The organism is Denitratimonas tolerans (genome assembly GCF_037203605.1).
Taxonomy (GTDB): domain Bacteria; phylum Pseudomonadota; class Gammaproteobacteria; order Xanthomonadales; family Xanthomonadaceae; genus Denitratimonas; species Denitratimonas tolerans.
Genome location: NZ_JBBDHC010000009.1, coordinates 69840 through 91611, shown reverse-complemented (window position 1 = coordinate 91611; position 21772 = coordinate 69840). Strand labels below are relative to the sequence as shown.

General features: G+C 71.0%; 14 protein-coding genes. 7 read left to right on the top strand and 7 right to left on the bottom strand.

What is annotated here, in order from left to right:
* The first annotated feature begins 3 nt into the window (after positions 1–3).
* From WB794_RS07960 to WB794_RS07945, 4 genes are read left to right on the top strand one after another with little or no spacing between them, the layout of a single operon-like run.
* The gene (locus tag WB794_RS07960; RefSeq protein WP_337335320.1) at positions 4–1653 is read left to right on the top strand and encodes an AAA family ATPase; all 1650 of its coding nucleotides are present in this window, start codon (positions 4–6) and stop codon (positions 1651–1653) included.
* A gap of 47 nt (positions 1654–1700) precedes the next feature.
* Positions 1701–2507 (top strand): hypothetical protein, encoded by an 807-nt coding sequence (locus WB794_RS07955; RefSeq protein WP_337335319.1) that lies wholly within the window; start codon positions 1701–1703, stop codon positions 2505–2507.
* Complete coding sequence (locus WB794_RS07950; RefSeq protein WP_337335318.1) at positions 2504–4207, top strand: phosphate ABC transporter substrate-binding/OmpA family protein; 1704 nt, start codon at positions 2504–2506, stop codon at positions 4205–4207. The genes WB794_RS07955 and WB794_RS07950 overlap by 4 nt, the downstream gene beginning before the upstream one ends.
* Positions 4204–6393, top strand: coding sequence for a hypothetical protein (locus tag WB794_RS07945; protein WP_337335317.1), 2190 nt, complete (start codon positions 4204–4206; stop codon positions 6391–6393). Before WB794_RS07950 ends, WB794_RS07945 begins: the two co-directional genes overlap by 4 nt.
* Before the next feature lie 109 nt (positions 6394–6502).
* Here WB794_RS07945 and WB794_RS07940 read toward each other — a convergent pair whose 3' ends face one another.
* Positions 6503–6931 carry a DUF4920 domain-containing protein gene (locus WB794_RS07940; RefSeq protein WP_337335316.1) on the bottom strand — a complete coding sequence of 143 codons (429 nt, stop codon included), beginning with the start codon at positions 6929–6931 and terminating at the stop codon, positions 6503–6505.
* Between the two features lie 129 nt (positions 6932–7060).
* On the opposite strand from WB794_RS07940, the gene hrpB reads away from it, so the two are divergent.
* A complete protein-coding gene (hrpB, locus tag WB794_RS07935) occupies positions 7061–9547 on the top strand; it encodes an ATP-dependent helicase HrpB (protein WP_337335315.1) in 2487 nt (828 codons plus the stop codon).
* 66 nt (positions 9548–9613) lie between these two features.
* Here hrpB and WB794_RS07930 read toward each other — a convergent pair whose 3' ends face one another.
* Positions 9614–12178, bottom strand: coding sequence for a TonB-dependent receptor domain-containing protein (locus WB794_RS07930; protein WP_337335314.1), 2565 nt, complete (start codon positions 12176–12178; stop codon positions 9614–9616).
* A 316-nt stretch (positions 12179–12494) separates the two neighbouring features.
* Between WB794_RS07930 and WB794_RS07925 the strand changes: the two genes are divergently transcribed.
* Complete coding sequence (locus WB794_RS07925) at positions 12495–13859, top strand: PQQ-dependent sugar dehydrogenase (protein WP_337335313.1); 1365 nt, start codon at positions 12495–12497, stop codon at positions 13857–13859.
* A gap of 64 nt (positions 13860–13923) precedes the next feature.
* Here WB794_RS07925 and WB794_RS07920 read toward each other — a convergent pair whose 3' ends face one another.
* From WB794_RS07920 to WB794_RS07910, 3 genes are read right to left on the bottom strand one after another with little or no spacing between them, the layout of a single operon-like run.
* A complete protein-coding gene (locus WB794_RS07920; RefSeq protein WP_337335312.1) occupies positions 13924–14526 on the bottom strand; it encodes an SPOR domain-containing protein in 603 nt (200 codons plus the stop codon).
* The gene (gene argS, locus WB794_RS07915) at positions 14526–16307 is read right to left on the bottom strand and encodes an arginine--tRNA ligase (protein ID WP_337335311.1); all 1782 of its coding nucleotides are present in this window, start codon (positions 16305–16307) and stop codon (positions 14526–14528) included. Before argS ends, WB794_RS07920 begins: the two co-directional genes overlap by 1 nt.
* Before the next feature lie 58 nt (positions 16308–16365).
* Positions 16366–19041: a DUF349 domain-containing protein gene (locus tag WB794_RS07910; RefSeq protein ID WP_337335310.1), complete on the bottom strand. Its 2676-nt coding sequence runs from the start codon at positions 19039–19041 to the stop codon at positions 16366–16368.
* Positions 19042–19172: 131 nt separating this feature from the next.
* Between WB794_RS07910 and WB794_RS07905 the strand changes: the two genes are divergently transcribed.
* Positions 19173–20180, top strand: a complete 1008-nt coding sequence (locus tag WB794_RS07905; protein ID WP_337335309.1) for a DUF2333 family protein — start codon at positions 19173–19175, stop codon at positions 20178–20180.
* A gap of 30 nt (positions 20181–20210) precedes the next feature.
* On the opposite strand, the gene ppa is transcribed toward WB794_RS07905, so the two are convergent.
* Together ppa and WB794_RS07895 are read right to left on the bottom strand one after the other, a co-directional pair.
* Complete coding sequence (gene ppa, locus WB794_RS07900; protein ID WP_337335308.1) at positions 20211–20768, bottom strand: inorganic diphosphatase; 558 nt, start codon at positions 20766–20768, stop codon at positions 20211–20213.
* A 218-nt stretch (positions 20769–20986) separates the two neighbouring features.
* Positions 20987–21757, bottom strand: a complete 771-nt coding sequence (locus WB794_RS07895) for a murein L,D-transpeptidase catalytic domain family protein (RefSeq protein WP_415926668.1) — start codon at positions 21755–21757, stop codon at positions 20987–20989.
* Positions 21758–21772: the final 15 nt, after the last annotated feature.

Below are 21772 nucleotides of genomic sequence, written 5' to 3'. Positions count from 1 at the left end.
CAGATGCCGCTGGAACCGCACGCACCCACCTGGCTGTCCGAACTGGCGCTTGCCTACGAGAGCGGTGCCCACGGGCAGTTCGTGCTGTACGGCAACAGCGCCGACCGCTTCGTGCTGGACGGCCGGCTGGTGTCCCTCACCCGATACCTTGACGCCCAGCTCCTGGGCGGTTTCCAGGTGGTGTTTTCCTACGATGCCGGCAACGGGCTGGCCGTCACGCGCGGTGCCGAGCGGCTGCGCGACTGGCCGGCCTTCGAGAAGCTCGGCCCGCTGCCGCGCGAGCCGCGCGCGGCGCTCGACGTGGTGGCACGCTACCTGCGTTACCGCGCCAACCTGCGCGCGCTGGGGCGCGGCGAGGACGAGCACATCGCCTTCATCCTGCGCGGCGTCGACCAGTGGCTTCCGGGCGGTCGTCCAGGTGATTTCGAGATCGCCAGCCTCGCCAGCCTGATCCGCGACTTCGCCAGCGAAGCACCCTATTCCGAGCTCGCGTTCGCCAGTTTTCTCATCGCCGACAACCTCAACGATCTGCACCCGCAGGTCGCCTTCAACCCGCGCGTGGCGCGCCTGCGCATCCCGCTGCCCGACGTGCCCCGGCTCACCGCCGCACTCGCGCAGCTGCGCCTGGACCACCCGGCCGCGTTCGATCCCGGGCAGGGCGACGAAACCGCCGCGCAGGCGCTGGCCGGAGTCAGCATCAGCGCGCTGCAAAGCCTGGTGCGCCAGCGCGCGCACGAGCACCGGCCGCTGCAGCCGGCGGATTTCGTCCAGGTGAAGAAGGCGCTGGTGGAGGGCGATGCCGCGGGCCTGATCGAATTCGTCGAATCGCGCCGCAGTCTGGACGACTACCACGCACCGGACGTGCTCAAGGACTGGCTGCGCCAGGACATCGCGCTGTGGCGCGCGGGCGATCTGCGCGCGCTGCCGATGGGCTACCTCCTGTGCGGGCCGGTCGGCACCGGCAAGACCTATCTGGTCGAGTGCCTTGCCGGCGAAGCGGGCGTGCCGGTGGTCAAGCTCAAGAACTTCCGCGACCGCTGGGTCGGTTCGAGCGAAGGCAACCTGGAAAAGATCTTCCGCCTGATCCGCGCGCTGGGGCGCTGCATCGTGTTCATCGACGAGGCCGACCAGACCCTCGGGCGGCGCGATTCGGGCAGCGGCGACAGCGGCCTCTCGGGCCGGCTGTATTCGATGATCGCGCAGGAAATGAGCGACTCGGGCAACCGCGGCCGGCTGATGTGGATGCTCGCCTCCTCGCGCCCCGACCTGATCGAGGTGGACCTCAAGCGCCCCGGGCGGGTGGACGTGAAGGTGCCGCTGCTGCCCACTGCCAGCGCGGAGGAAAGCGCGGCGCTGCTCAACGTCCTGCTCAAGCGCTTCGGCATCGCGCCCGGCACCGGGGCGATGGCCGGTCTCGCGCTGCCGACCCTGCTCACGCCCGGTGCCGCCGAGGCGCTGGCGGTCAAGACCTATCGCCTTACCCGCACCCGCGGGCTCGATGTCCTGGCGGCGCTGGAGGAGTGCCTGACCGGTTACCAGCCGCCGGTGCCGGCCGACGTGATGGCCTTCCAGATGCGCATCGCGATCCGCGAGGCCACCGACATGAAGTTCGTGCCGGAAGCCCTGCGCCACTATGGCGGAGACGCGACGTGAACTTCGCGCGCCGCCTCTGGGCCGCGTTCACGGCGCGGCCAATGGGAATGCCGATCCCACCCAATTTTTTCTTCCTCGGTGCCATGGGCCTGCTCGGCATCTTCCTCAGCCCGGGCTTCTGGCTGCTCGGTGCCGGTCTGGAGCTGGCCTACCTGCTCGGCATGGCCAGCAACCGCCGCTTTCGCGCGGCGGTGGAGGCCCAGGCGGCGCGCGAGGATCCCGGCGAGCGGCGCTACTTCACCCTGCTCGATGCGCTCGACCGCGAGCGGCGCGAGCGCCAGCGCACGCTGGAGCGGCGCGGGCGCGAGATCCTGGCGCTGCTCGACGCCGACCCGATGATGCGCAGCTACGCCGACAGCATCGAGCAACTGGTCTGGCTGCATCTGCGCATGCTCAGCGCCAGTCAGACCATTTCCCAGGTGCTGGTCGGCGCGCGCGAGGACAGCGCGCGGCTGCAGCAGCAGGAAGACGGCATCGACCGCCGCCTGGGCCAGGCCGATCTCGACCCGGAGCTGCGCCGCAGCCTGGAGCAGCAGAAGCAGGTGATCGATGCGCGCCAGGCCGCGCACGCCCAGGCCGCCCTGCGCGCCGAGCGCATCGACGCGGAGCTGGCGCGCATCGACCAGCAGGTTTCGCTGATCCGCGAGCAGGCGCTGCTGGCCGGTGATGAAAAGCGCATCGGCAGTTCGCTCGACGCCCTCACCTCGGCCTTCAACGAGGCCGACCGCTGGCTCGACAGCCAGCGCGACCTGCTGGGCGCGCTGGACCTCGATGAAACCGCCGCGCTGCCCCAGCGGGTGCTGCGCGGCAACCCCGTCACTGACAAACCCCTGTCCGAAGGAGAGTCGCGATGAAGTCGATCCATCCGCAGACCACCCGTGCCCGACGCCAGCGCGGCAACGCCGCCGGCGTCGTGATCACCCTCATCCTGATCCTGGCGCTGCTCGGTCTCGGCGGCTGGCTGGTGCTGCGCGACATGAAGACCCCCGACCTGCCGGCGGACGGCAGCCGCGATGCGGTCCAGGCGCGCGCGGAGGCGGTCGATGCGCCCGATCCGATCGAGCCGCTCACCGCACTGCCCGCCCTCGATGCCGCCGCGGCCTACCAGCCGCAGGGCGACATCATCGACGTGGACATCAGCGAGTACGCCGGCTACGCCGGCCTCGTGGTCGCCAACGGCGGGCTGGCACCCAATCCCGACTCCTTCTTCGCGCGCAACTACGGCTTCCAGGTGCGGCTGAAGCTGGAGGAGGAGGAAGGCTGGTCCAAGCTCAACAACGGCCGCGTCGCTGCCTCGGTGACCACGGTCGACACCCTCGCGGTGCTGGGACGGCAGTTCGACATCGTGGTGCCGGCGCAGATCGGCTTTTCGCGCGGTGCCGACCAGGTGGTCGTGGATGCGGGGATCACCTCGATCAACCAGCTCAAGGGGCGCGTGCTGGCGGCCTCGCAGTTCAACGAAAGCGAGTTCTTCATCCGCTACCTCGCCTCCGAAGCGGGCGTGCCGGTGAAGGTGCTGCGCGACCTCGACGCGCGGCCGGCGGCCGGCGAGCTGGGGCTGGTGTTCTACGAGGATGCCTTCGTGGCCTGCGACGCCTACGCGGCCGAGCTTTCCATCAGCCGCCCGCGCCTCAACGGCTGCGTCGGCTGGTCGCCGCGCACCGACGAGGTGGTGGCGGCCTCCGCGGGACGCGCCAAGGCGCTGGTCTCCAACCGCAACCTGCTGGTGGTGGCCGACATCCTCACCGTCAACAAAGGCTTCGCCCAGGCGCGGCCGGAGTGGACGAAAGGCCTGGTGCACGGCCTCATGGAAGGCAACCGCCAGGTGCGCGACACCCCCGAAGCGCATCTGGAAACGATCGCCAAGGCGTTCGGGTGGAGCGCGGCCGACGCGCGCGCCGAGCTGGCCAAGGTGCACCTGTCCAATCTGCCGGAGAACCTCGCGTTTTTCAGCGGCCAGATCGATGCGGCCGGCTCCTTCCAGGGCATCTTCCAGTCCTCGGTGCTGGCCTACGGCAACCTCATCCGCAACCCGGCCGACCCGGCGCGTTTCGTCGATACCCAGTGGCTCGATGCGCTGACCAAGGCGGGCCAGTTCGCCGGCCAGACCATCGCCATCGCGCCGATCCGCACCGGCGGCGCGGTGTCGCTGGAGGGCGACGCACTCCTCAGTCGCGACATCCGCTTCTTCTTCGAACCCAATTCCGCCGTGCTGGACCGCAACGCCAGCCAGAACCAGGAATACCTCGACACCATCCGCAACTTCCTGCAGGTCAGCCCCGGCTCGATCGTGCTGCTGCGCGGTCACGTCGACAACGCGCGCCTGCCCGAGTTCGAGAAGCAGGGCGGGCAGCCGCTGGTGCGCTCGATGGCGCTCAAGGCGATGGAGCTGTCGCGCCAGCGCGCCCAGGCGGTGCGCGACGCGCTGCTGGCGCGCTATCCGAAAATCGATCCGGCGCGCATCGAGCTGGTCGGGCGCGGCTGGGAGGAACCGGCCAGCCCGGACAGCGACCTCAACCGCCGCGTCGAGGTGCAGTGGTTCACGCTGGAATGACGCCGGTCGGCGCACCCGCCGCCCGGCCGCGCCGCATGCTGCGCCTGCTGCGCATCGCGCTGGTCGGGGTGGCCGCATACCTGGTCCTGGCCAACGCGCTGATCAATTCGCCGCTGCTCGAGCCTCTGGTCAACCGCAAGCCCGAGCGCTTCCAGATGGACTGGCAGGGCGGCTGGATGCTCTGGCCCGGCCGCATCACGCTCACCCGGGTGACGCTGGGCGGGCAGGCGCGCAGCACCGCCTGGGAAATCGGTGCCGACCGCGCCCGCGGCCGGATCGCCCTCTGGCCGCTGCTGCGCCGGGAACTGCGCTTCGCGTGGATCGAGGCTGACGCGCCGCGCGTCAGCGTGCGGCAAGTGGAACCCGCCCTGCCCGCGCCGCCGCACGGGGAGCGCGCGCTGCGCCTGGTGTTCGACCAAGTGCGGGTGGATTCAACCCTGCGTCTGGACGTCGGTGATGCCACGCTGGAAGGCCTGGCACAGGCCGAGGCGCGCTGGTACCAGCAGCTGCGCGGCGGCCCGTTCGAACTGCTGCCCTCGCGCCTGCACCTGCAGCAGGCACGGATGCTGCACGGTGGGCGCGTGTTGGTGCATGACGCAACGATCGATGCTGCGGCACGCATCGACGCCCACCGCCGGCGCGAGCATCCCGGCGCGGCGATCCTCGATCTGCTGGTCGCCGAACTGCGCCTTGACGCCGATGCGTTCGGCCTCGTTGCCAGCATCGCCGAAGACATGCAGGTGGCAACCCGCACCAGTGCGGATTCGGGACGGATCGAAGCCCGACTCGATCTCGACCACGGCCTGCTCGCGCCGGGCAGCGCGCTGGATCTGCGACTGCCGCTCGCCGTCACCGCGTTTTCCGGGCTGACGACGGATGGCGAGGCGCGGCTTGCGCTGCGCGCGCGTGACGACGACCTGGCGCTCGCGCTCGATCTGCCGCCGATTCCCGACCTGATCCAGCGCGCCAGCGCGCGGCTCGTGCTCGCTTCCCGCCGCCTGCCGCTGCCGCCCTGGCCGCAGCAGCTGGCGCGGCTCGATGGCGACATCGAGCTCGACTCGAAATTTCCCTCGCTCGCCGCCATCAGGCCGCTGTTCCGCCGCCTGCAGGACTTTGAACTGGAGGGTCGCGGCGAGGTGAAGGGCAGGATCCGGGTGACGGCGGGCCATCTGGCACCCGGCACCGCGCTGGCGATCCGCGACGCCGAGTTCGGCCTGTCCGCATACGCGCACCGCTTCCAGGGCGCAGCGCACGCGCGCGCCGACATCGAACCGGGGGATGGCGGCGAAGCGCGACTGGTCGCCTCCGTGGTACTCGATCGCTTCGACCTGGCACCCGCCGGAAAGCCCGACGCGGTGCTGGGCTCGGGCCGCGATTTGCGTCTGGAACTGGCCGGCACCGGGCAGATGCAGACCCTGGCGGACTCGCTCGATGTGCGCCTGCGATTCCGCGATGCCCGCCTGCCCGACCTCGCGCGCTTCAACCGCTATCTGCCGCCGCACGGCGTGAAGCTCCTCGCCGGGCGCGGCAGCATCGATGCCGACATGCGCATGCAGGTGGCGGAAAACCGCAGCGGCGGCACCTTCCTGCTCCGCGCCACGGAGGCCACCCTGAGCCTGGGCGAACTGGTGCTGCGCGGCAACCTCCTGGTCGATGCGCACCTGGCCGCCGCCAGCCTCGCCGAACGCCAGTTCCACCTGCCCGGTACCCGCATCGCGCTGCAGCACGTCGGCATCCTGCGGCCGGAAAGCGAAACGACGCGCGGCTGGTGGGGCGTGGCCGAACTCAAGGACGGCCTGATGGACTTCGAGCAGCCGATGGCGCTGGCGGTCGATGCGCAGGTGAAGCTGCGCGACGTGGCCCCGCTGCTTTCCGTCTTTGCCCAGCGCCGCCAGTTCCCGACCTGGATCCGCCGCCTGATCGACGCCGGCGAAGCCGACGCCAGCGCACGGCTCCAGCGCCAGGGCGAGTGCCTCGTCGTCGACGACATGCGGGCCAACAACGACCGCTTCGACCTCGAAGGGCGCATCCGCTACTGCGGCGAGCAGCCGTCCGGCCAGCTCCACGCCCGCTGGGGCGTGCTCGGCGTGGGCGTGGACGTGGACAACGGCCAGCGCCAGTTCCGCCTCAAGGGCGCAAAAAAGTGGTTCGAGGCGCAGCCCGGGTACGTTCGGGCGGCGAATTGACCCCGCGCTTCAATGCCGCGCGCGTGCTCCAGGTGGCACGGGGAGCGCGCGTCCGGGTCGGTGCCGGCGCGATGGCGGCGGCACCGGCGAATCCGCCATGCCCCCGGACTCAGGGATTTCCCGCCAGCCGCACGCCGTCGGCGATGATGCGGTATTCCACGGCGGCGACGTCGCCGCCGTTGCCGTCCGCCTTCATGTGCGCGATCTGCGCCGCGGTCAGCGCCTTGCGCGCGAGCGTGCCGTGCACGATGGCGCTGCCGGTGGAATCCTTCGGAATGAAGAAGGCATCCGCGCCGAACATCACGCGCGCGGCCTGGCCCTCGTGTTCGAGCACCATCCAGCAGCCCTTGCTCTGGCAGACCTCGGTGATGCGGCCGCTGTATAGCGCAGGCTTGTCGGCGTGGGCATCGAACGCGGCGATGGCCTCGGACACCGGCACGGCGGCACCGTCGGCAAAGGCTTCGCCGTAGGCGGTGTAGCCGCCGGCGTGGGCGAGGAAGGCGGCGGCGGAAAGCAGGCAGGCGGCGAGGAAGCGCATGGGAAGCTCCACGGAGCAGGGAAAGGTGGGCAGACGATAGCGGCGGACCTTCGCGCCTGCCAGAGGCCGCGCGCGGCACCAGCCGCCCGCCGCTGCGCGGCGCGCGCCCTGCGCTACCCTTCGCAGCCCATGACCGAACCCGTCTTTCCGATCGATGCGCTGCTGCCGGCGATCCGCGATGCGCTGGCGGCGCACCCGCGCCTGGTGCTGGAAGCGCCGCCCGGCGCAGGCAAGACCACGCGGGTGCCACTGGCCCTGCTGGATGCGCCGTGGCTCGACGGGCGGCGCATCGTGATGCTGGAGCCGCGCCGGGTAGCGGCGCGCGCCGCGGCGGGCTTCATGGCGCGCGGGCTGGGCGAGGCGGTCGGGCAGCGCATCGGCTACCGCATCCGCTTCGAGAACCGGACCAGCGCCGCGACCCGCGTCGAGGTGGTGACCGAGGGGATCCTGACGCGGATGATCCAGGACGACCCGATGCTCGACGGCGTCGGCGCGATCCTCTTCGACGAGTTCCACGAGCGCCACCTCTCCGGCGACCTCGGCCTCGCGCTCGCGCTCGACGTGCAGGCGCAGCTGCGCGAAGACCTGCGCATCGTGGTGATGAGCGCCACGCTCGATGGCGAGAAGCTTGCGTGCTTTCTCGATGCGCCGCGCCTGAGCTCGAAAGGCCGCAGCTTCCCGGTGACGATCTCGCACCCGCCGGCACGGCGCGACGAGCCGCTCGCCGCGCAGGTGCGGCGCTGCGTGCAGGACGCCTTCGCCGCGCACCCCGGCGACATCCTCGTGTTCCTGCCCGGACAGCGCGAGATCGGCGAGGCGCAGCGTGCGCTCGACGGCGCGGGGCTGGCGGCCGAGGTGCTGACGCTGCACGGCGAGCTTGCGGTCGAGGCGCAGGGCGCGGTGCTGCAGCCTTCCGCCGACGGCCGCCGCCGCATCGTGCTGGCCACCAACGTGGCCGAATCTTCGGTCACGCTGCCCGGCGTGCGCACGGTGATCGACTCGGGCCTGGCGCGCGAGCCGCGCTTTGATCCCAACTCCGGCTTCCCGCGCCTCGACGTGGTCACGATCCCGCAGTCCTCGGCCGACCAGCGCGCCGGCCGCGCCGGTCGCGTGGCCGAGGGCTGGTGCTATCGGCTCTGGCCGCAGTCGCAGCGGCTGGAACCTTCGCGCCGCCCGGAAATCGCGCTCACCGAACTCACTGGGCTGGCGCTGGAACTGGCGGCCTGGGGCAGCGACGCGCTGCGCTTCCTCGACCCGCCGCCCGCCGGCGCGCTGGCGGCCGGGCGCGACCTGCTCGAACGCCTCGGCGCGCTGTCGCACGGACGCATCACGCCGCTCGGCCAGCGCCTGCTGAAGCTCGGCACCCATCCGCGCATCGGCGCGATGCTGCTGGCACCGGACCTGCCGGAAGACGCGGCGCTGGCCTGCGATCTGGCGGCCCTGCTCGAAGCGCGCGATCCGCTGAAAGGCCCGCGCCGCGACGATATCGCCGCGCGCTGGCAGGCGCTGGCGGCGTTTCGCGCCGGCCGCACGCCGCCCGAGGCTTCGCGCGGCGCGCTGGCCGCGATCGACCAGGCTGCGAGGCAGTGGCGGCGGCGGCTGGGCGTGGGCACCGCAGCGCCGGCCGATGCCGCCGCCCATCGCCTCGGCGATCTTTTGATGTTCGCCTTCCCCGACCGCATCGCCCACCAGTATCCGTCCGACCCGCACCGCTACCAGCTCGCCAACGGCCGCAGCGCCACGCTCGCGCCCGACAGCGCGCTCTACGGCGAAGCGTGGATCGTCATTGCCGAGCTGCGCGAGGCCGAGCGCGACGCGCGCGTGCTGCGCGCCGCGCCCGTGGACGAGGCAGCGCTGGAGCGCGCTTTCGCGGCGCGCTTCGTGACCGAAGGCCGGGTGTTCTGGGATACCGACGCGCAGCGCATCGCGGCGCGGCGCGAACGCCGCTTCGACCGCATCCTGCTCGACGTTCGGCCCATCGCCCAGCCCGACCCGGCCCGTTTCGCCGACGCGCTGGTGGATGCGGTGCGCGAGGCCGGGCTGGAGGCGCTGCCCTGGACGGAGAACCTTCGCCAGTGGCGCGAGCGGGTGCGCTGCCTGCGCGACTGGCTGCCGGACGAGGCCGCGGCCCTGCCCGACGTTTCCGATGCCGCCTTGATGGCCACGCTGGACGACTGGCTGCGCCCGGCGCTGGCCGGCAAGCGGCGGCTGGATGCGCTGGGCGAGGCGGAACTTGCCGAGGCACTGAAGTCGCACGCCGACTGGACCGCGCGCCAGAAGATCGACGCGCTGGCTCCCACGCGCATCCTCGTGCCCTCGGGCCTGGAGCGCCCGATCCGCTACCAGCACGACGACGCGCCCGTGCTCGCGGTGAAGCTGCAGGAACTGTTCGGCCTGGCCGACACCCCGCGCATCGCCGCGGGCCGCGTGCCGCTCACCCTGCACCTGCTGTCTCCCGGCGGTCGCCCGCTGCAGGTCACCCAGGACCTCAAGGGCTTCTGGGAACGCACCTATCCGGAAGTGAAGAAGGAAATGAAGGGCCGCTATCCGCGACATCCCTGGCCCGACGATCCGTGGACCGCCACCGCGACCCACCGCGCCAAGCCGCGCGGATGAGTCACCGTGCGGATGGCTCCGGGAACGGGGGCCGGACGGATTCCGCCAGCGCCCGTTCTCCGCGGATCAGTAGGCCCACTCCAGATTCACCGCAATCTCGCGCCCCTTGCGATAGCGCCGCGACACTTCGTCGCCCTGGGTGAACTCCACCGCCGGGTCGAGCAGGTTGCGCAACCGCAGGCGCAGCTTCCAGTTTTCCGCGAAGTGGCGCGAATAGCTGAAGTCGAGCTGGCCGAAGGGCTGCTCGTATTCATCCGGCAAACCCTGCAGGCCGACCTTGCTGATGCGCTTTCCGCCCACGTTGTAGAGCAGCGTCGCCTCATGCACCGCCTCGGGATCGAACCAGGTCAGGGCGAAGTTGGTGAGATAGGGCGACTGGCCCTGCAGCGGGCGGGTGGCCAGGGTCTGGATGCCGGCGTTGGCACCCAGGTCCACTTCCGAATCGATGCGCGCATGGTTGAGGCTGAGCGCCAGGTCGTACCAGGGGATGGCGTTGCGCACCGCCTCGGGCACCCAGCCGGCGTCGGCAAAGTAGCCCAGGTTGCTGCCGATCTCGAACTCGATGCCCTGCACGTAGGCGGTATCGGCATTGCGCAACTCCAGCAGATCGCTCGACGCCGGCGTCCTCACCAGTTCGATCGGATCGTCGAAGTCCTTGCGGAACAGCGCCACCGACAGGCTGTCGGTGCCGGTGAAATAGTATTCCCAGCGCAGATCGTAGCTGGTGATCCTGGTCTGCTTGAGGTTGGGGTTGCCCACGACGGTCAGGTCCAGCGCCGGATCGGTGTAGGGCGCGCGCGACAGTTCGCGGAACTCCGGGCGGCTCACGGTGCGGTTCCAGGAGGCGCGCAGCTGGGCGTTGTCCGAGTAGGCCCAGGTCAGCGTGGCCGAAGGCAGGGTGTCGCTGCCTTCCAGATGCGCGGTCGTCGGCACCGCGCCGGGCAGGAACGGATCCTGGGTCACCACGCTCTGGTCGTTTTCTTCGCGCCGCACGCCGAGGTCGGCGCGGAACGCACCCAGGCGCAGGTCGGCGCGCAGATAGGCGGCATCGAGCGACTGGCTGGCCTGGTAGAAGTCGGTGGGCTGGCTGGCGGAGAGCAGTTCGAGGCGGCGGGCGTCGATGTTTTCCGGCGCGAGGATCTCGTCGATCGGGGTGCTGCCGGTCGGCAGCTGCGTCAGGTGGCGCACGCTGACGCGCCAGATTTCCGAGTCGCGGTCGCGCCGCAGGCGGCTGGCACCGGCCGACAGGGCCAGCTCGGCGTCGTTGCCCAGGATGAACGGCACGGACACGTCCAGGCGCGCCTCGCGCGCGTCGTCACGCATCATTTCCCAGCGCATCTGGGCCGGGAAGCTGGAGGTGTAGACGTACTCGTCGGCGGCGTTGCGGGTGTAGAGGTAGCTGCGCGCGAACGGCAGGTCGCGGGTCGCGTCCGAGTCGGTGACCTGCCAGCGCACCTGCGCATCGCCCGCGTTCGGGAAGCGGTGCTCGCCGCTGAGCTGCCGGCTGGTGAGCACGTTTTCCACCCACTCGCTCTGGGTGGTGCGCTCGGGCGTACCCAGTGCGCGCAGACCGGTGTCGATGCGGTCCTGCTGGAGACTCTGGGCCAGGCGCATGAGGGTGGCATCAAGGTGGTGGTTCGCGCCGACGTCGACGCCGCCGGAAAGGAACAGGCTGCTCGCCACGTTCTGCTCGGTACGCTCGCGCCGGTAGTCCTCGCTGGCGACCAGGCGACCGTCGCCGAGGCGGGCGTACTCGGCACGGTCCTCGTCACGCTTGTCCCAGCTCTGCGACCAGCGCGCGGCGCTGATGAAGCCCATGCGCAGGTCGTCGCCGCCCCACACGTCACCGAAGGACAGCGCCGCGTTGCCGTCCGGGCCAAGCGAGCGCTGCGATACGCCGAAGGGCTTGGCCATGACCTCGCGCCCCAGGTCCGCAAGCGCCTCCGAGCCGCGCGGCGGCAGCGGGCGCTGCAGCACGCCGGCAGGCGGCGCGCGCAGGCCGTCATCGCGCCCGAGCCAATCGCGATCACCGCTGGCCGATCGCCAGCCGTCCTTGCCGGTGGTGCCATCGACGAAGCCCAGGCCCAGGTCAGCCTTGAACAGGCGCGCCGCCGGAATGCCGCGCGTGCGCAGGTCCACCGTGCCGCCGCCGAACTCGCCCGGCAGCGCCGGGTTGTAGCTCTTGTTGACCTCGATGCCAGACAGCAGGCCGGCGGGAAACAGGTCCAGCGGCACCACCCGCCGGGTCGGATCGGGGCTGGGAATCTGGGCGCCGTTGAGCAGGGTCGCGGAGTAGCGTTCGCCCAGGCCGCGCACGTAGATGAAGCGATCGTCGACCAGGCTCAGGCCGGTGACCCGGCGCAGCGCCACGGCGGCATTGGAGTCGCCGCTGCGCGCGATCTGCTCGTAGGACAGCACGTCCAGCAGCTGCGCCGATTCGCGCCGCAGCTGCATGGCGTCGAACTGGCCACCGCCTTCTTCCACGACACGGGTCTGTTCCACGACGATTTCGGACAGCTCGGTGACCGCAGGATCGGGAGGTGCGGGCTCGGGCAAGGCGCTGGACTCGGCGTACGCCGGAAGAGAGGTCAGGGCGACCAGGATGGCAAGGCTGAGCGGGGAGGATTTCATCGGACTGCGGCACAAGGGAGAGGGGGTGCGTGGTGCCGACGCCGCAGCAGGACGCTGAGCGTGGTTCGGCACGACGGATGCCGCGCACGATATGAAATCGGGGTGACAGTCTCGTGACAATCCCGGGGGCGCGGCGGCGCGCCGGGTTCCCGGTCAGCTGCGGTTTGGCTTCGCTCTCTGCGCAGGCAGGCGCACAAACCGCTCCGGACCAGGGCCCCGAATCTACCCTGTTTGGGGTATAAACCCTGCGCGGGGGGCCGCAGGGCGCGCGGCTGCACGGAGCATCGCGCGCCCCAGATCAATGGGGTACTTCCCGATGAAACGACTCCTTGCTTCATGCATGAGCGCGGCGCTGGCCGTGGCCGGATGGAATGCGGCCGCCGCCCCGGCCGATCTCGATGCGATCACCTTCCAGACCATCGTGGCCGGCGGCGTCGGCGGCGCGCTGGCGGTGCGAAACGCCGGCGACGGCAGCAGCCGGCTGTTCGTGGTGCGCCAGGGCGGCATCATCAGCGTCGTGGACGCCGGCGGGGCGCTGCTGCCCACGCCCTTCCTCGACATCGGCTCCGGCGGCAGCGCGCCGCCGCTGGGCTTCACCACGGGCGGCGAGCGCGGCCTGCTGGGCCTGGCCTTCCATCCCCAGTACGCCACGAACGGGCGCTTCTTCATCAACTACACGGACGGCAGCGGCAATACGGTGGTGGCCAGGTACACGGTGTCCGCCGGCAATGCCAACCAGGCGGATCCGGCCAGCGGCAGCGTGGTGCTGCGCGTCTACCAGCCCTATTCCAACCACAACGGCGGCGACATCCACTTCGGCCCGGACGGGTATCTCTACATCGGCATGGGCGACGGCGGCAGCGGCAATGATCCCTGCAATTCCGGGCAGTCGCTGTCGCCGGCCACGATGGTCGGGTGCACCCCGAGCGCCGGCTTCACCGGCACCGCACCGGCCGGCGTGCCCCGCGGCAGCGCCGATTCACACGCGCTGCTGGGCAAGATGCTGCGCATCGACGTGGACAGCACCAACACGCCGGCCGGTGCCGACCTGTGCGGCGCCGACCCGGCGCTGCGCACCTACGGCATCCCGCCCGGCAATCCCTTTGCCGGCGACGCCGGCGGCGATGCGGCGGCGTGCGACGAGATCCACCACTACGGCCTGCGCAACCCCTGGCGCTTCAGCTTCGATCGTCTCACCCATGATCTGATCATCGGCGACGTGGGGCAGAACGCGTGGGAAGAAATCGACCTGGTGCCCGGTTCGGCCGCAGGGCTCAACTTCGGCTGGAAGGTGTGCGAGGGCTTCCACGTGCGCGGCAGCACAACGGCGCTGTGCGCGCTGGCCGGCCGCACCGACCCGATCCTGACCTACGGGCGCAGCATCGGGGTCTCGATCACCGGTGGCTTCCGCTATCGCGGCCCGTACACCAGCATCAGCGGCGTGCTGTTCTATGCCGAGGCCTACTACAACCGCCTGTTCGCAGCGACCGAGAGCGGCGGCAGCTGGACCCTGGCCAAGACCTGGAGCAACGATCCCGCGATCAACATGCCGACCGGATTCGGCGAGGGCGAGGACGGTCACCTGTATTTCACCGACATGAGCGCGGGCAAGGTTTACCGCATCGTGGCACCGATGCTGCCTGCGGACGAGCTTTTCGCGGACGGCTTCGAAGGGCCGTAACCGGCCCGATGGAGCCGCGCCGGCCGGAAGACGCCCCGGTGTGCCATGCGCCGGGGCGGGTGGGTCAGTCCAGCGCCTCGCGCACGGCCAGGGTGTCGGGCACGCCGTTTTCGGCGAGCTGGCGCTTGGCCGCTTCCAGCTCGCTCGCGGTGGCGTAGGGCCCCAGGCGCACGCGGTGAACGGGCGCACCGTTGACGTTGGCCGTTTCCACGCGCGCCTGCAGCCCGGCGAGCGCGATGCGCGCCTTCACCGCGTCGGCGTCGCGCACGTCGCGGAAGGCACCGGCCTGCAGCAGGTAGCGCTCGCGCGCGGCCTGCGGCTGGGCGGGGGCGGGCGCGGCGGGCCGGGCGGTTTCGGCGCGCACCTTTTCAGCCAGCTCCTTGTCCGAGACCTGGGTCTCGCGCTCGCGCAGCAGGGTGTAGAAGTCGTAGCGCGGCTTCTGCTTCTCCGGTTCGGCACGCGGCGCCGGCGCGATGGGGGCCTCGGACTCGCGCGGGGCCTGCGCCGCCGGATTGGGACGCGGGCCGGGCAGGCGTCCGTCGCGATCGTAGATGAGCAGCGCCGCCGACAGGCCCAGGCCGATCAGCATGCCGCCCAGGAGCCAGATCCAGATCGGCACGCGACGCTCGCTGCCGCGTCGGGCCTGGGATTTGCGTCGGGTTGCCATCACATCGTCTCCGGGGCCGACACGCCGATCAGCGCGAGGCCGTTGGCCAGCACCTGCCTGACCGCCAGGCACAGACCCAGACGCGCGTTGCGCAGCTCTTCCTCGGGCACGAGGATGGCGGTGGCGTTGTAATAGCTGTGGAACTCGCCGGCCACCTCACGCAGGTAGGTGGCGATGAGCTGCGGCGCATCGTGCTCGGCCGCCGCTTCCACCATTTCCGGGAAGCGGAACAGTTCCATCAGCAGCGCCTGCTCCTGCGGTTCGACCAGGCGGATGCGCGCGGTTTCCACCGCCGAACGGGTGTGGCTCCACTTCTTTTCCGCCAGCTGGCGGAAAATCGCGCAGATGCGGGCGTGGGCGTACTGGATGTAGTAGACCGGGTTGTCGTTGGACTGGCTCTTGGCCAGATCCAGATCGAAGTCCAGGTGCTGGTCGTTGCCGCGCATGACGTAGAAGTAGCGCGCCGCATCGGTGCCCACCTCCTCGCGCAGCTCGCGCAGGGTGACGAAGCTGCCGGCGCGGGTGGACATCTGCACGCGCTCGCCACCTCGGTAGAGGATGGCGAACTGCACCAGGCGGATGTCGATCTGCGCCGGATCCAGACCCAGGCCCTGCGCCGCGGCCTTGAGCCGCGCGATGTAGCCGTGGTGGTCGGCACCGAAGATGTAGAGGGCACGCTCGAAGCCGCGCTCGAACTTGCTCAGAAGGTAGCCGAGGTCGGAAGCGAAGTAGGTGGTGACGCCGTTCTCGCGCACCACCACGCGGTCCTTGTCGTCGCCGAAGTGGGTGGCGCGGAACCAGGTGGCACCGCCGGCGTCGTAGAGGTGGCCCTTGTCGCGCAGCACCTGGATGGCGCGCGCGACGTAGCCTTCTGTCATCAGCGAGCGTTCGGAGAAGAAGTTGTCGTGCCTGACCCGGAACTGCTGGAGGTCGTCGCGGATGTCCGCCAGGCACCAGGCCAGCCCGGCGTCGAACAGGCGATGGTAGCCGGCCTCGCCCAACAGCGAGCGGGCGCGCGCGATGAGCGCATCGACGTGTTTCTCCCTGTCGCCCGGCACCGCTTCGGTGCCCTGGCTTTCATCGGGCGGCAGGTCGGACTCCACGTCCAGCGCCTTGTGCAGGAGGCCGTCGCCCTCCCGCGCGCGCAGGGCGCGGGCGATTTCGACGACGTAGTCGCCCTGGTAACCGTTGTCGGGAAAGCGCACGGTGACGCCGCCCAGCTCCAGATAGCGCACCCAGACGCTGACCGCGAGGATGTCCATCTGGCGGCCGGCATCGTTGACGTAGTACTCCCGCTGCACGGTGTGGCCGGCGGCTTCCTTGATCGCGGCCAGGCTCGCGCCGTAGGCCGCGCCGCGCCCGTGGCCGACGTGCAGCGGGCCGTTCGGGTTGGCCGAAACGAATTCCAGGGTGATCGATTCGCGCGATGCTTCCGGCTGCCAGCCGTAGCGCTCGCCCAGCTCCAGCACGCGGCGCACCGCGCTCTGCCGGCAGGTGGCGGTGAGGCGGAAATTGATGAAGCCCGGGCCGGCCACGTCCACCGCCTCGATGTGCTGGGACTTGGGCAGGCTCGCGACGATGGCTTCGGCCAGCTCGCGCGGGTTGCGGCGCAGGGGTTTGGCCAGCAGCATCGCCGCGTTGGTGGCGTAGTCGCCGTGTTCGGGATTCCTGGCGCGCTCGATCACGAACGCCGGTTCGTCCTCCAGCGTGATCGTGCCGGCGCGCTTGAGGTCGAGCAGGGCCTGAAGCACCAGTTCGCGGAGGTGGTCTTTGAACGACATCGGGGGCTTTCCTTGGCAAGCCCGCTAGTTTACTGCGATTGTCCAGCCAGTTCCTGACTCAGAGCAGCGCCTGCCAGCGCGCCGACAGCGCGGCGCGGCAGGCCGGCGGCACCTGGCTCAGGCCGACGTAGCGCAGCAGCAGGCTGCGCAGCTCGTCGCCGGTGTCCTCGCCGGCGAGGCGGCGCGAGAGGCGTTCGATCTGGATGCGCCGGCGCAATTCACGCGCGCCGGCGGGTGAATCGCGCTCCAGCGCCAGTTCGGCCAGCACGGTGAGCTCCTCGGCCCGGGCCCGGGCCTGGGCCGCCGCGTCCGCCGCGTCCGTATCCGCGGGGTCGAGCGCGGCCCGCAGGCGCGTCTGCAGCGCCGCCTTCGCGTCGCCGGCCAGGGCAAACGCGTCGAACTGCATTTGCAACGCCTCGCGGCGCGCCTCGATCTCGCCGCGCGCGAGCGCTTCGGCAGCATCGACCAGCGCCCCGGCCTGGAACAGCAGGCGCAGCTCCTCGCCGCGGCGCGCCTCGGCCACGCGCGCGACGGCTTCACGCACGCGCGCCACGGCGCGATCGAAGGCACGCTCGTCCAGGGTCGAGCGCGGCGGCGACCGGCGCGGTCCGCGTTCGGGGCGGCGCCCGTTGACCGGCGCGCGCTCCGCGGTTTCCACCTGCGCATCGGCGAGCGCACGCCAGCGCGCCTGCAGACCCGCGAGGCGGGACTCGGCCTGGGCGAGGGTCGCCGCGTCGGCGTCCGCCAGCGCCGACAGTTCGGCAAGGATGGCGCGCGCCTCGTCGGCGCTGGCGGTCTGCGCGGCCTGCTGTTCGCGCTGGCGCGCATCGGCCTGGGTGAACCAGGGATCGACCAGCTCGCGCAGCTCCTTCCAGAGCGCGTCGTCGACCTTGCGCGCGGCGCGCGGCAGGGTTTTCCACGCGGCCTGGGCCTGGCGCGCAAGCGGCAGCGCGGCATCCAGTTCGGCATGCATCAGGTCGCGGCGCAGGTTGGCCAGCAGCTTGCGCTTGGCCACCTCGGCCTCGCCCTCGCAGCGGGCGATGCCGGCGCTGGCGCGCTCCATCGCCGCGCGCAGGCGGCGACCGACTTCGCGCCGCGCGCCCGGCTCCAGCTCGTCGGTCAGGCGCAGCTGGTCGATGATCTGGCGGCGCAGGGTCAGCAGGTCGCGGATCGGAAGCTCGTCGGCAAGGCGCGGCTCCAGCTCCGCCAGGAAGGCCTCGATCTCCTCGCGCCGCGCGCCGCGCAGCTCGCGGCGTTTTTCGAAATAGGGCCGCGCCGGCGCGATGGCGCGATGGCAGGCACTGCGAAAGCGCCCGGTGAGCGGATGCGCGCCGGCCTCGCGCCCGCCGGCGTCGTCGAGCTGCTGCCATTCGGCCTGCAGCTCCTTGACCTTTGCCGCGACCGCATCCGGATGCAGTCCGGCACCCGGCACCGCCTCGGCCTCTTCGATCAGGCGCAGGCGCGCCTTGTTGTCGGACCAGTGCTGCCAGCGCCCCAGCGTGGCCAGTTCCCGCCCGGCCTCGCCAATGCGTCGGCGCAAGGCGCGCGGGACCTGCTCGCCCAGCAGGCGCGTGTCGGCCTGCAGGCCGTGCTCCAGATCGCGCGCCGCCGCCAGATGGCCGGCGGAGACGGCGGCTTCGAGCTGCGCGACGCGCTCGGGCAGGGTGTCGAGCGCGGCCTGGCGGCGGCGCGCCTTCTCCTCGAATTGGTGGTGCAGCGCCGTGGCCTGGGCGCGGAAGCGGGCCGCCTGGGCGTGTTCTTCGGGCAGCAGCGGTTCGACCTGGCGCAGCCGCGCCAGCCAGCGCCGTTCCAGCGCCTCCAGATCGCGCGGCCCGAGGCGCGCGGCGCGCGCCTCCAGCTCCGCGAGCAGCGCGGCGAGCGCGGTGTCGGGTTCACGCGGCGCAGGCGGGGGTTCCGCGGCGGCTTCCGGCGCGGGTTCGGGCAAGGGCAGCTCCGGCGCGGGCGGCGCAAGCGCGGCATCGAGTGCGCTGAAGTAGCCCATGACGCGACGCGCCATGGCCTCGTCCAGGCGCGGGCGCAGCGTGTCCCATTCGGCCGCGAGCACTTCGCGACGCTCGGCGGCGTCGGCGGCGACGCTGCGGCGCAGCGTGTCCAGTTCCTCGCAGATCGCCAGGGCGCGTTCGGCGGTGGCGGCCGGATCGCCCGCCGCCAGGCGCGCGGCCTGCACCCGTTCGCGCGCGGTGCGCGAAAGCAGCTTGTCGCTCTTGCGGGCGCGTTCGGCGATGCGCTCCAGCGTGGGAATGTCCTCGATCCGATCCAGCAGCCAGCGACGCAGCGCCGGGTCGGGATCGGTGACGCAGCGTTCGGCCAGAAGACCCGGCCGCTGCACGCGCTCCAGCGCCAGCCGGCGCAGCGTGGCCTCGGGTGCCTGCTGTGCCAGCGTGGCGAGGATTTCGCCGTCCTCCTCCACCGCCAGCACGCGCTCGCGCTCGGGCTCGGGCACGCGCGCGTCGAGCAGGCGCTGGATGTAGCGTTGCCGCGCGGCCTCGCGCACCGTCGCGGCATCATCGTTGCGCGAGCGGTCGCCCAGCAGGCTGAGGTCGTCGATGCGGCGCACCGCCGCCAGACGCACCGCCGGGTCGGGGTCGTTGCGCGCCAGATCGGGCAGGCGCGCGATGAGGTCGGGGTGTTCCTCGCCTGCGACCGCGGCGGCGCGGCGGGCGGCATCCTTGTGTTCCCAGGCGGGTTTGCGCAGCAGTGAAAACGGATTCACGTCGGAAGGATCTCGATCAGCGGAACGGGCCGGCCGCACGCGGCGGCGAGGGAAGGCCTTGTAACACGAACCCGCGCTCGCCGGATGCCGGATGGGGTTACGCTATGGCCACCGGTCACCGGAGATTTTCCATGAGCGATGCGATCAGCCCGCGCCGCGGCAGACGCAGCCACCTTTTCATCCACCTCGGCACGGTGCTGGGCGGCGCGTATATTCTGGCCACCCTGGCGCTGATGTGGTGGTGGGACCACGAGCCCTCGCTGTTCGATGCCCCCGGCACGTCCGTCGAAACCGCGCCGGCGCGCAGCGGCCCGCCGGTAACCGGCGGCGCGATGGTGCGCTCGCTCGCGCGCGTGGCCGGCACGCTCCTGGACAAGCGCGGCGGCTACCTTTCCAACGACAAGCTGCCGCCCGGCGTGCTGATGGACAACATGCCCAACTGGGAGTTCGGTGCGCTGGTGCAGGTGCGCGACCTGGCCAAGGCGATGCGCAACGATTTTTCCCGCTCGCAAACCCAGAGCGTGGAAGATGTCGACCTGGCCGAGGCCGACCCGCTGTTTTCCTCGCCCAATGATCGCTGGCTGCTGCCCTCGAGCGAGAGCCAGTACCGCAAGGGCATCGCGCGCGTGGAAGCGTATCTGGCGCGCATCGAAGCCCCCGGCGGCAACGCCCACTTCTACGCCCGCGCCGACAACCTGGCCGACTGGCTGGCGATCGTGGAAAAGCGCCTGGGCTCGCTCTCCCAGCGCCTGTCCACCAGCGCCGGGCAGGCGGTGCTGGACACCGATCCGGACAGCAGCGGCGAGGTTGGCCCGGACGGGCTGACCGTGGTCCGCACGCCGTGGACGAAAATCGACGACGTGTTCTACGAGGCGCGCGGGTCGACCTGGGCGCTGCTGCACTTCCTCAAGGCCGTGGAGGTGGACTTCGACCGCGTGCTGCGCGACAAGAACGCGCTGGTTAGCCTGCGCCAGATCATCCGCGAGCTGGAGGACACCCAGGCACCGCTGGGCAGTCCGATCGTGCTCAACGGCACGCCGTTCGGCTTCTTCGCCAACCACTCGCTGGTGATGGCCAACTACATCTCGCGCGCCAACGCCGCCATCATCGATCTGCGCCGCCTGCTGGAGCGCGGCTGAGGCGAGCAGCGCGCGCCCCGCGCCTTCGGATCAGCGCGCCGGCGGCTTCTGGTGCGCCGGGGCCGCTTCGTAGCGACGCTGCGATTCGAGGATCTCCTGCCGCGCCGCCGCCGCATCGCCCCAGCCTTCCACGCGCACCCACTTGCCCTTTTCCAGGTCCTTGTAGTGCTCGAAGAAGTGGCCGATGCGCTCGAGCCAGTGCGGCGAGACCTGTCCGATGTCCTCGATATGGGCGTAGCCGGCGAAGATCTTGCCGACCGGCACGGCGAGGATCTTCTCGTCGCGGCCGGCCTCGTCGGTCATCTGCAGCACGCCCACCGGGCGGCAGCGCACCACGCAGCCGGTCACCAGCGGCAGGGGCAGAATCACCATCACGTCCACCGGATCGCCGTCGCCGCCCAGGGTGCGCGGCACATAGCCGTAGTTGCAGGGATAGCGCATCGGGGTGGAGAGGATGCGGTCCACGAACATCGCGCCCGAGGCCTTGTCGACCTCGTACTTGACCGGCTCGGAATCCTTGGGGATTTCGATGATGACGTTGATTTCGCTCGGCACGTCGCGGCCGGCATCGACCAGACCCAATCCCATGGCAGGCTCCTTGGCTAGTGGACAAACTGCCGCGCAGCGCCGCGCGACCTGGAATGCGGCAGAGGATACGGGATTGTTTGCTGCACCGCATCATCGGCGCATCCCGCGCCCCCTCGCAACAATGGCTTCGCCGCGTTCGAGGCGGTTTCAACGCCTTGCGCAGACGGCGGATCGGCGCGCGCTCCGAGCCGATCCGGCCTCGTCTTCAGGGACGAGGGTCAATCAGGCAGCGCCATTTCCTGGAAAAGGTACTCTGCCCCCTGTTCCCGCGGCCGCGCCGCAGACGCCGCCATCGCCTGCTGCAAGGTGCCGCAGTCATCGGCCAGCAGCGCCGATTTCTCCAGCCATTCCTCATCGGGGAAGTAGGCGAACATGAAGGAACCGTCGCTGATCGAATCGATCAGCTCGCGCGCGACCGCCGGCCGTACCGCCGGGCAGCCGAGGCTGCGCCCGAGCCGGCCCTGGGTGCCGGCCACGAGCGGATTCACGTAGGGCGCGCCGTGGATGACGATCGCGCGTTCGCGGGCAAGGTCGTTGAAACCCGGTTCCAGACCACGCAGGCGCAGCGAATAGCCGTTCGCCCCGACATAGGTTTCCTGGGTCTGGAAACCACCCAGACTGGACATGTAGCTGCCCGAGCGGTTCGAGAACGCGGTCGCCATGTTCCCGCCGGTATTGCGGCCGTGGGCGACCCATTCCTCGAACAGCAGACCCGGGCGCTCGAGGTCGAAGACCCAGAGCCGCGGCTCGGTGGAGGGCCGGGAGAAGTCGATCACGCTCAGCGTCCGTGGCCGCAGCGCGGCACCGGGCTGCCTGAGCGCGCAGGACATGGCGCGCGCGGCCAGATCCAGAACCCCGCGATCGAGCGCGGGCGCGCTGCGGGCGAGGGCTTCGGTCATCGGATCGAGACGCGAGGTATTGGTGGCACCAGCGTCGGCGATCGCGAGGGCGACCGCCAGCAGCAGCGCGAGGGGGCGAAAACAGGGCATCGGGGGAAGGATAGC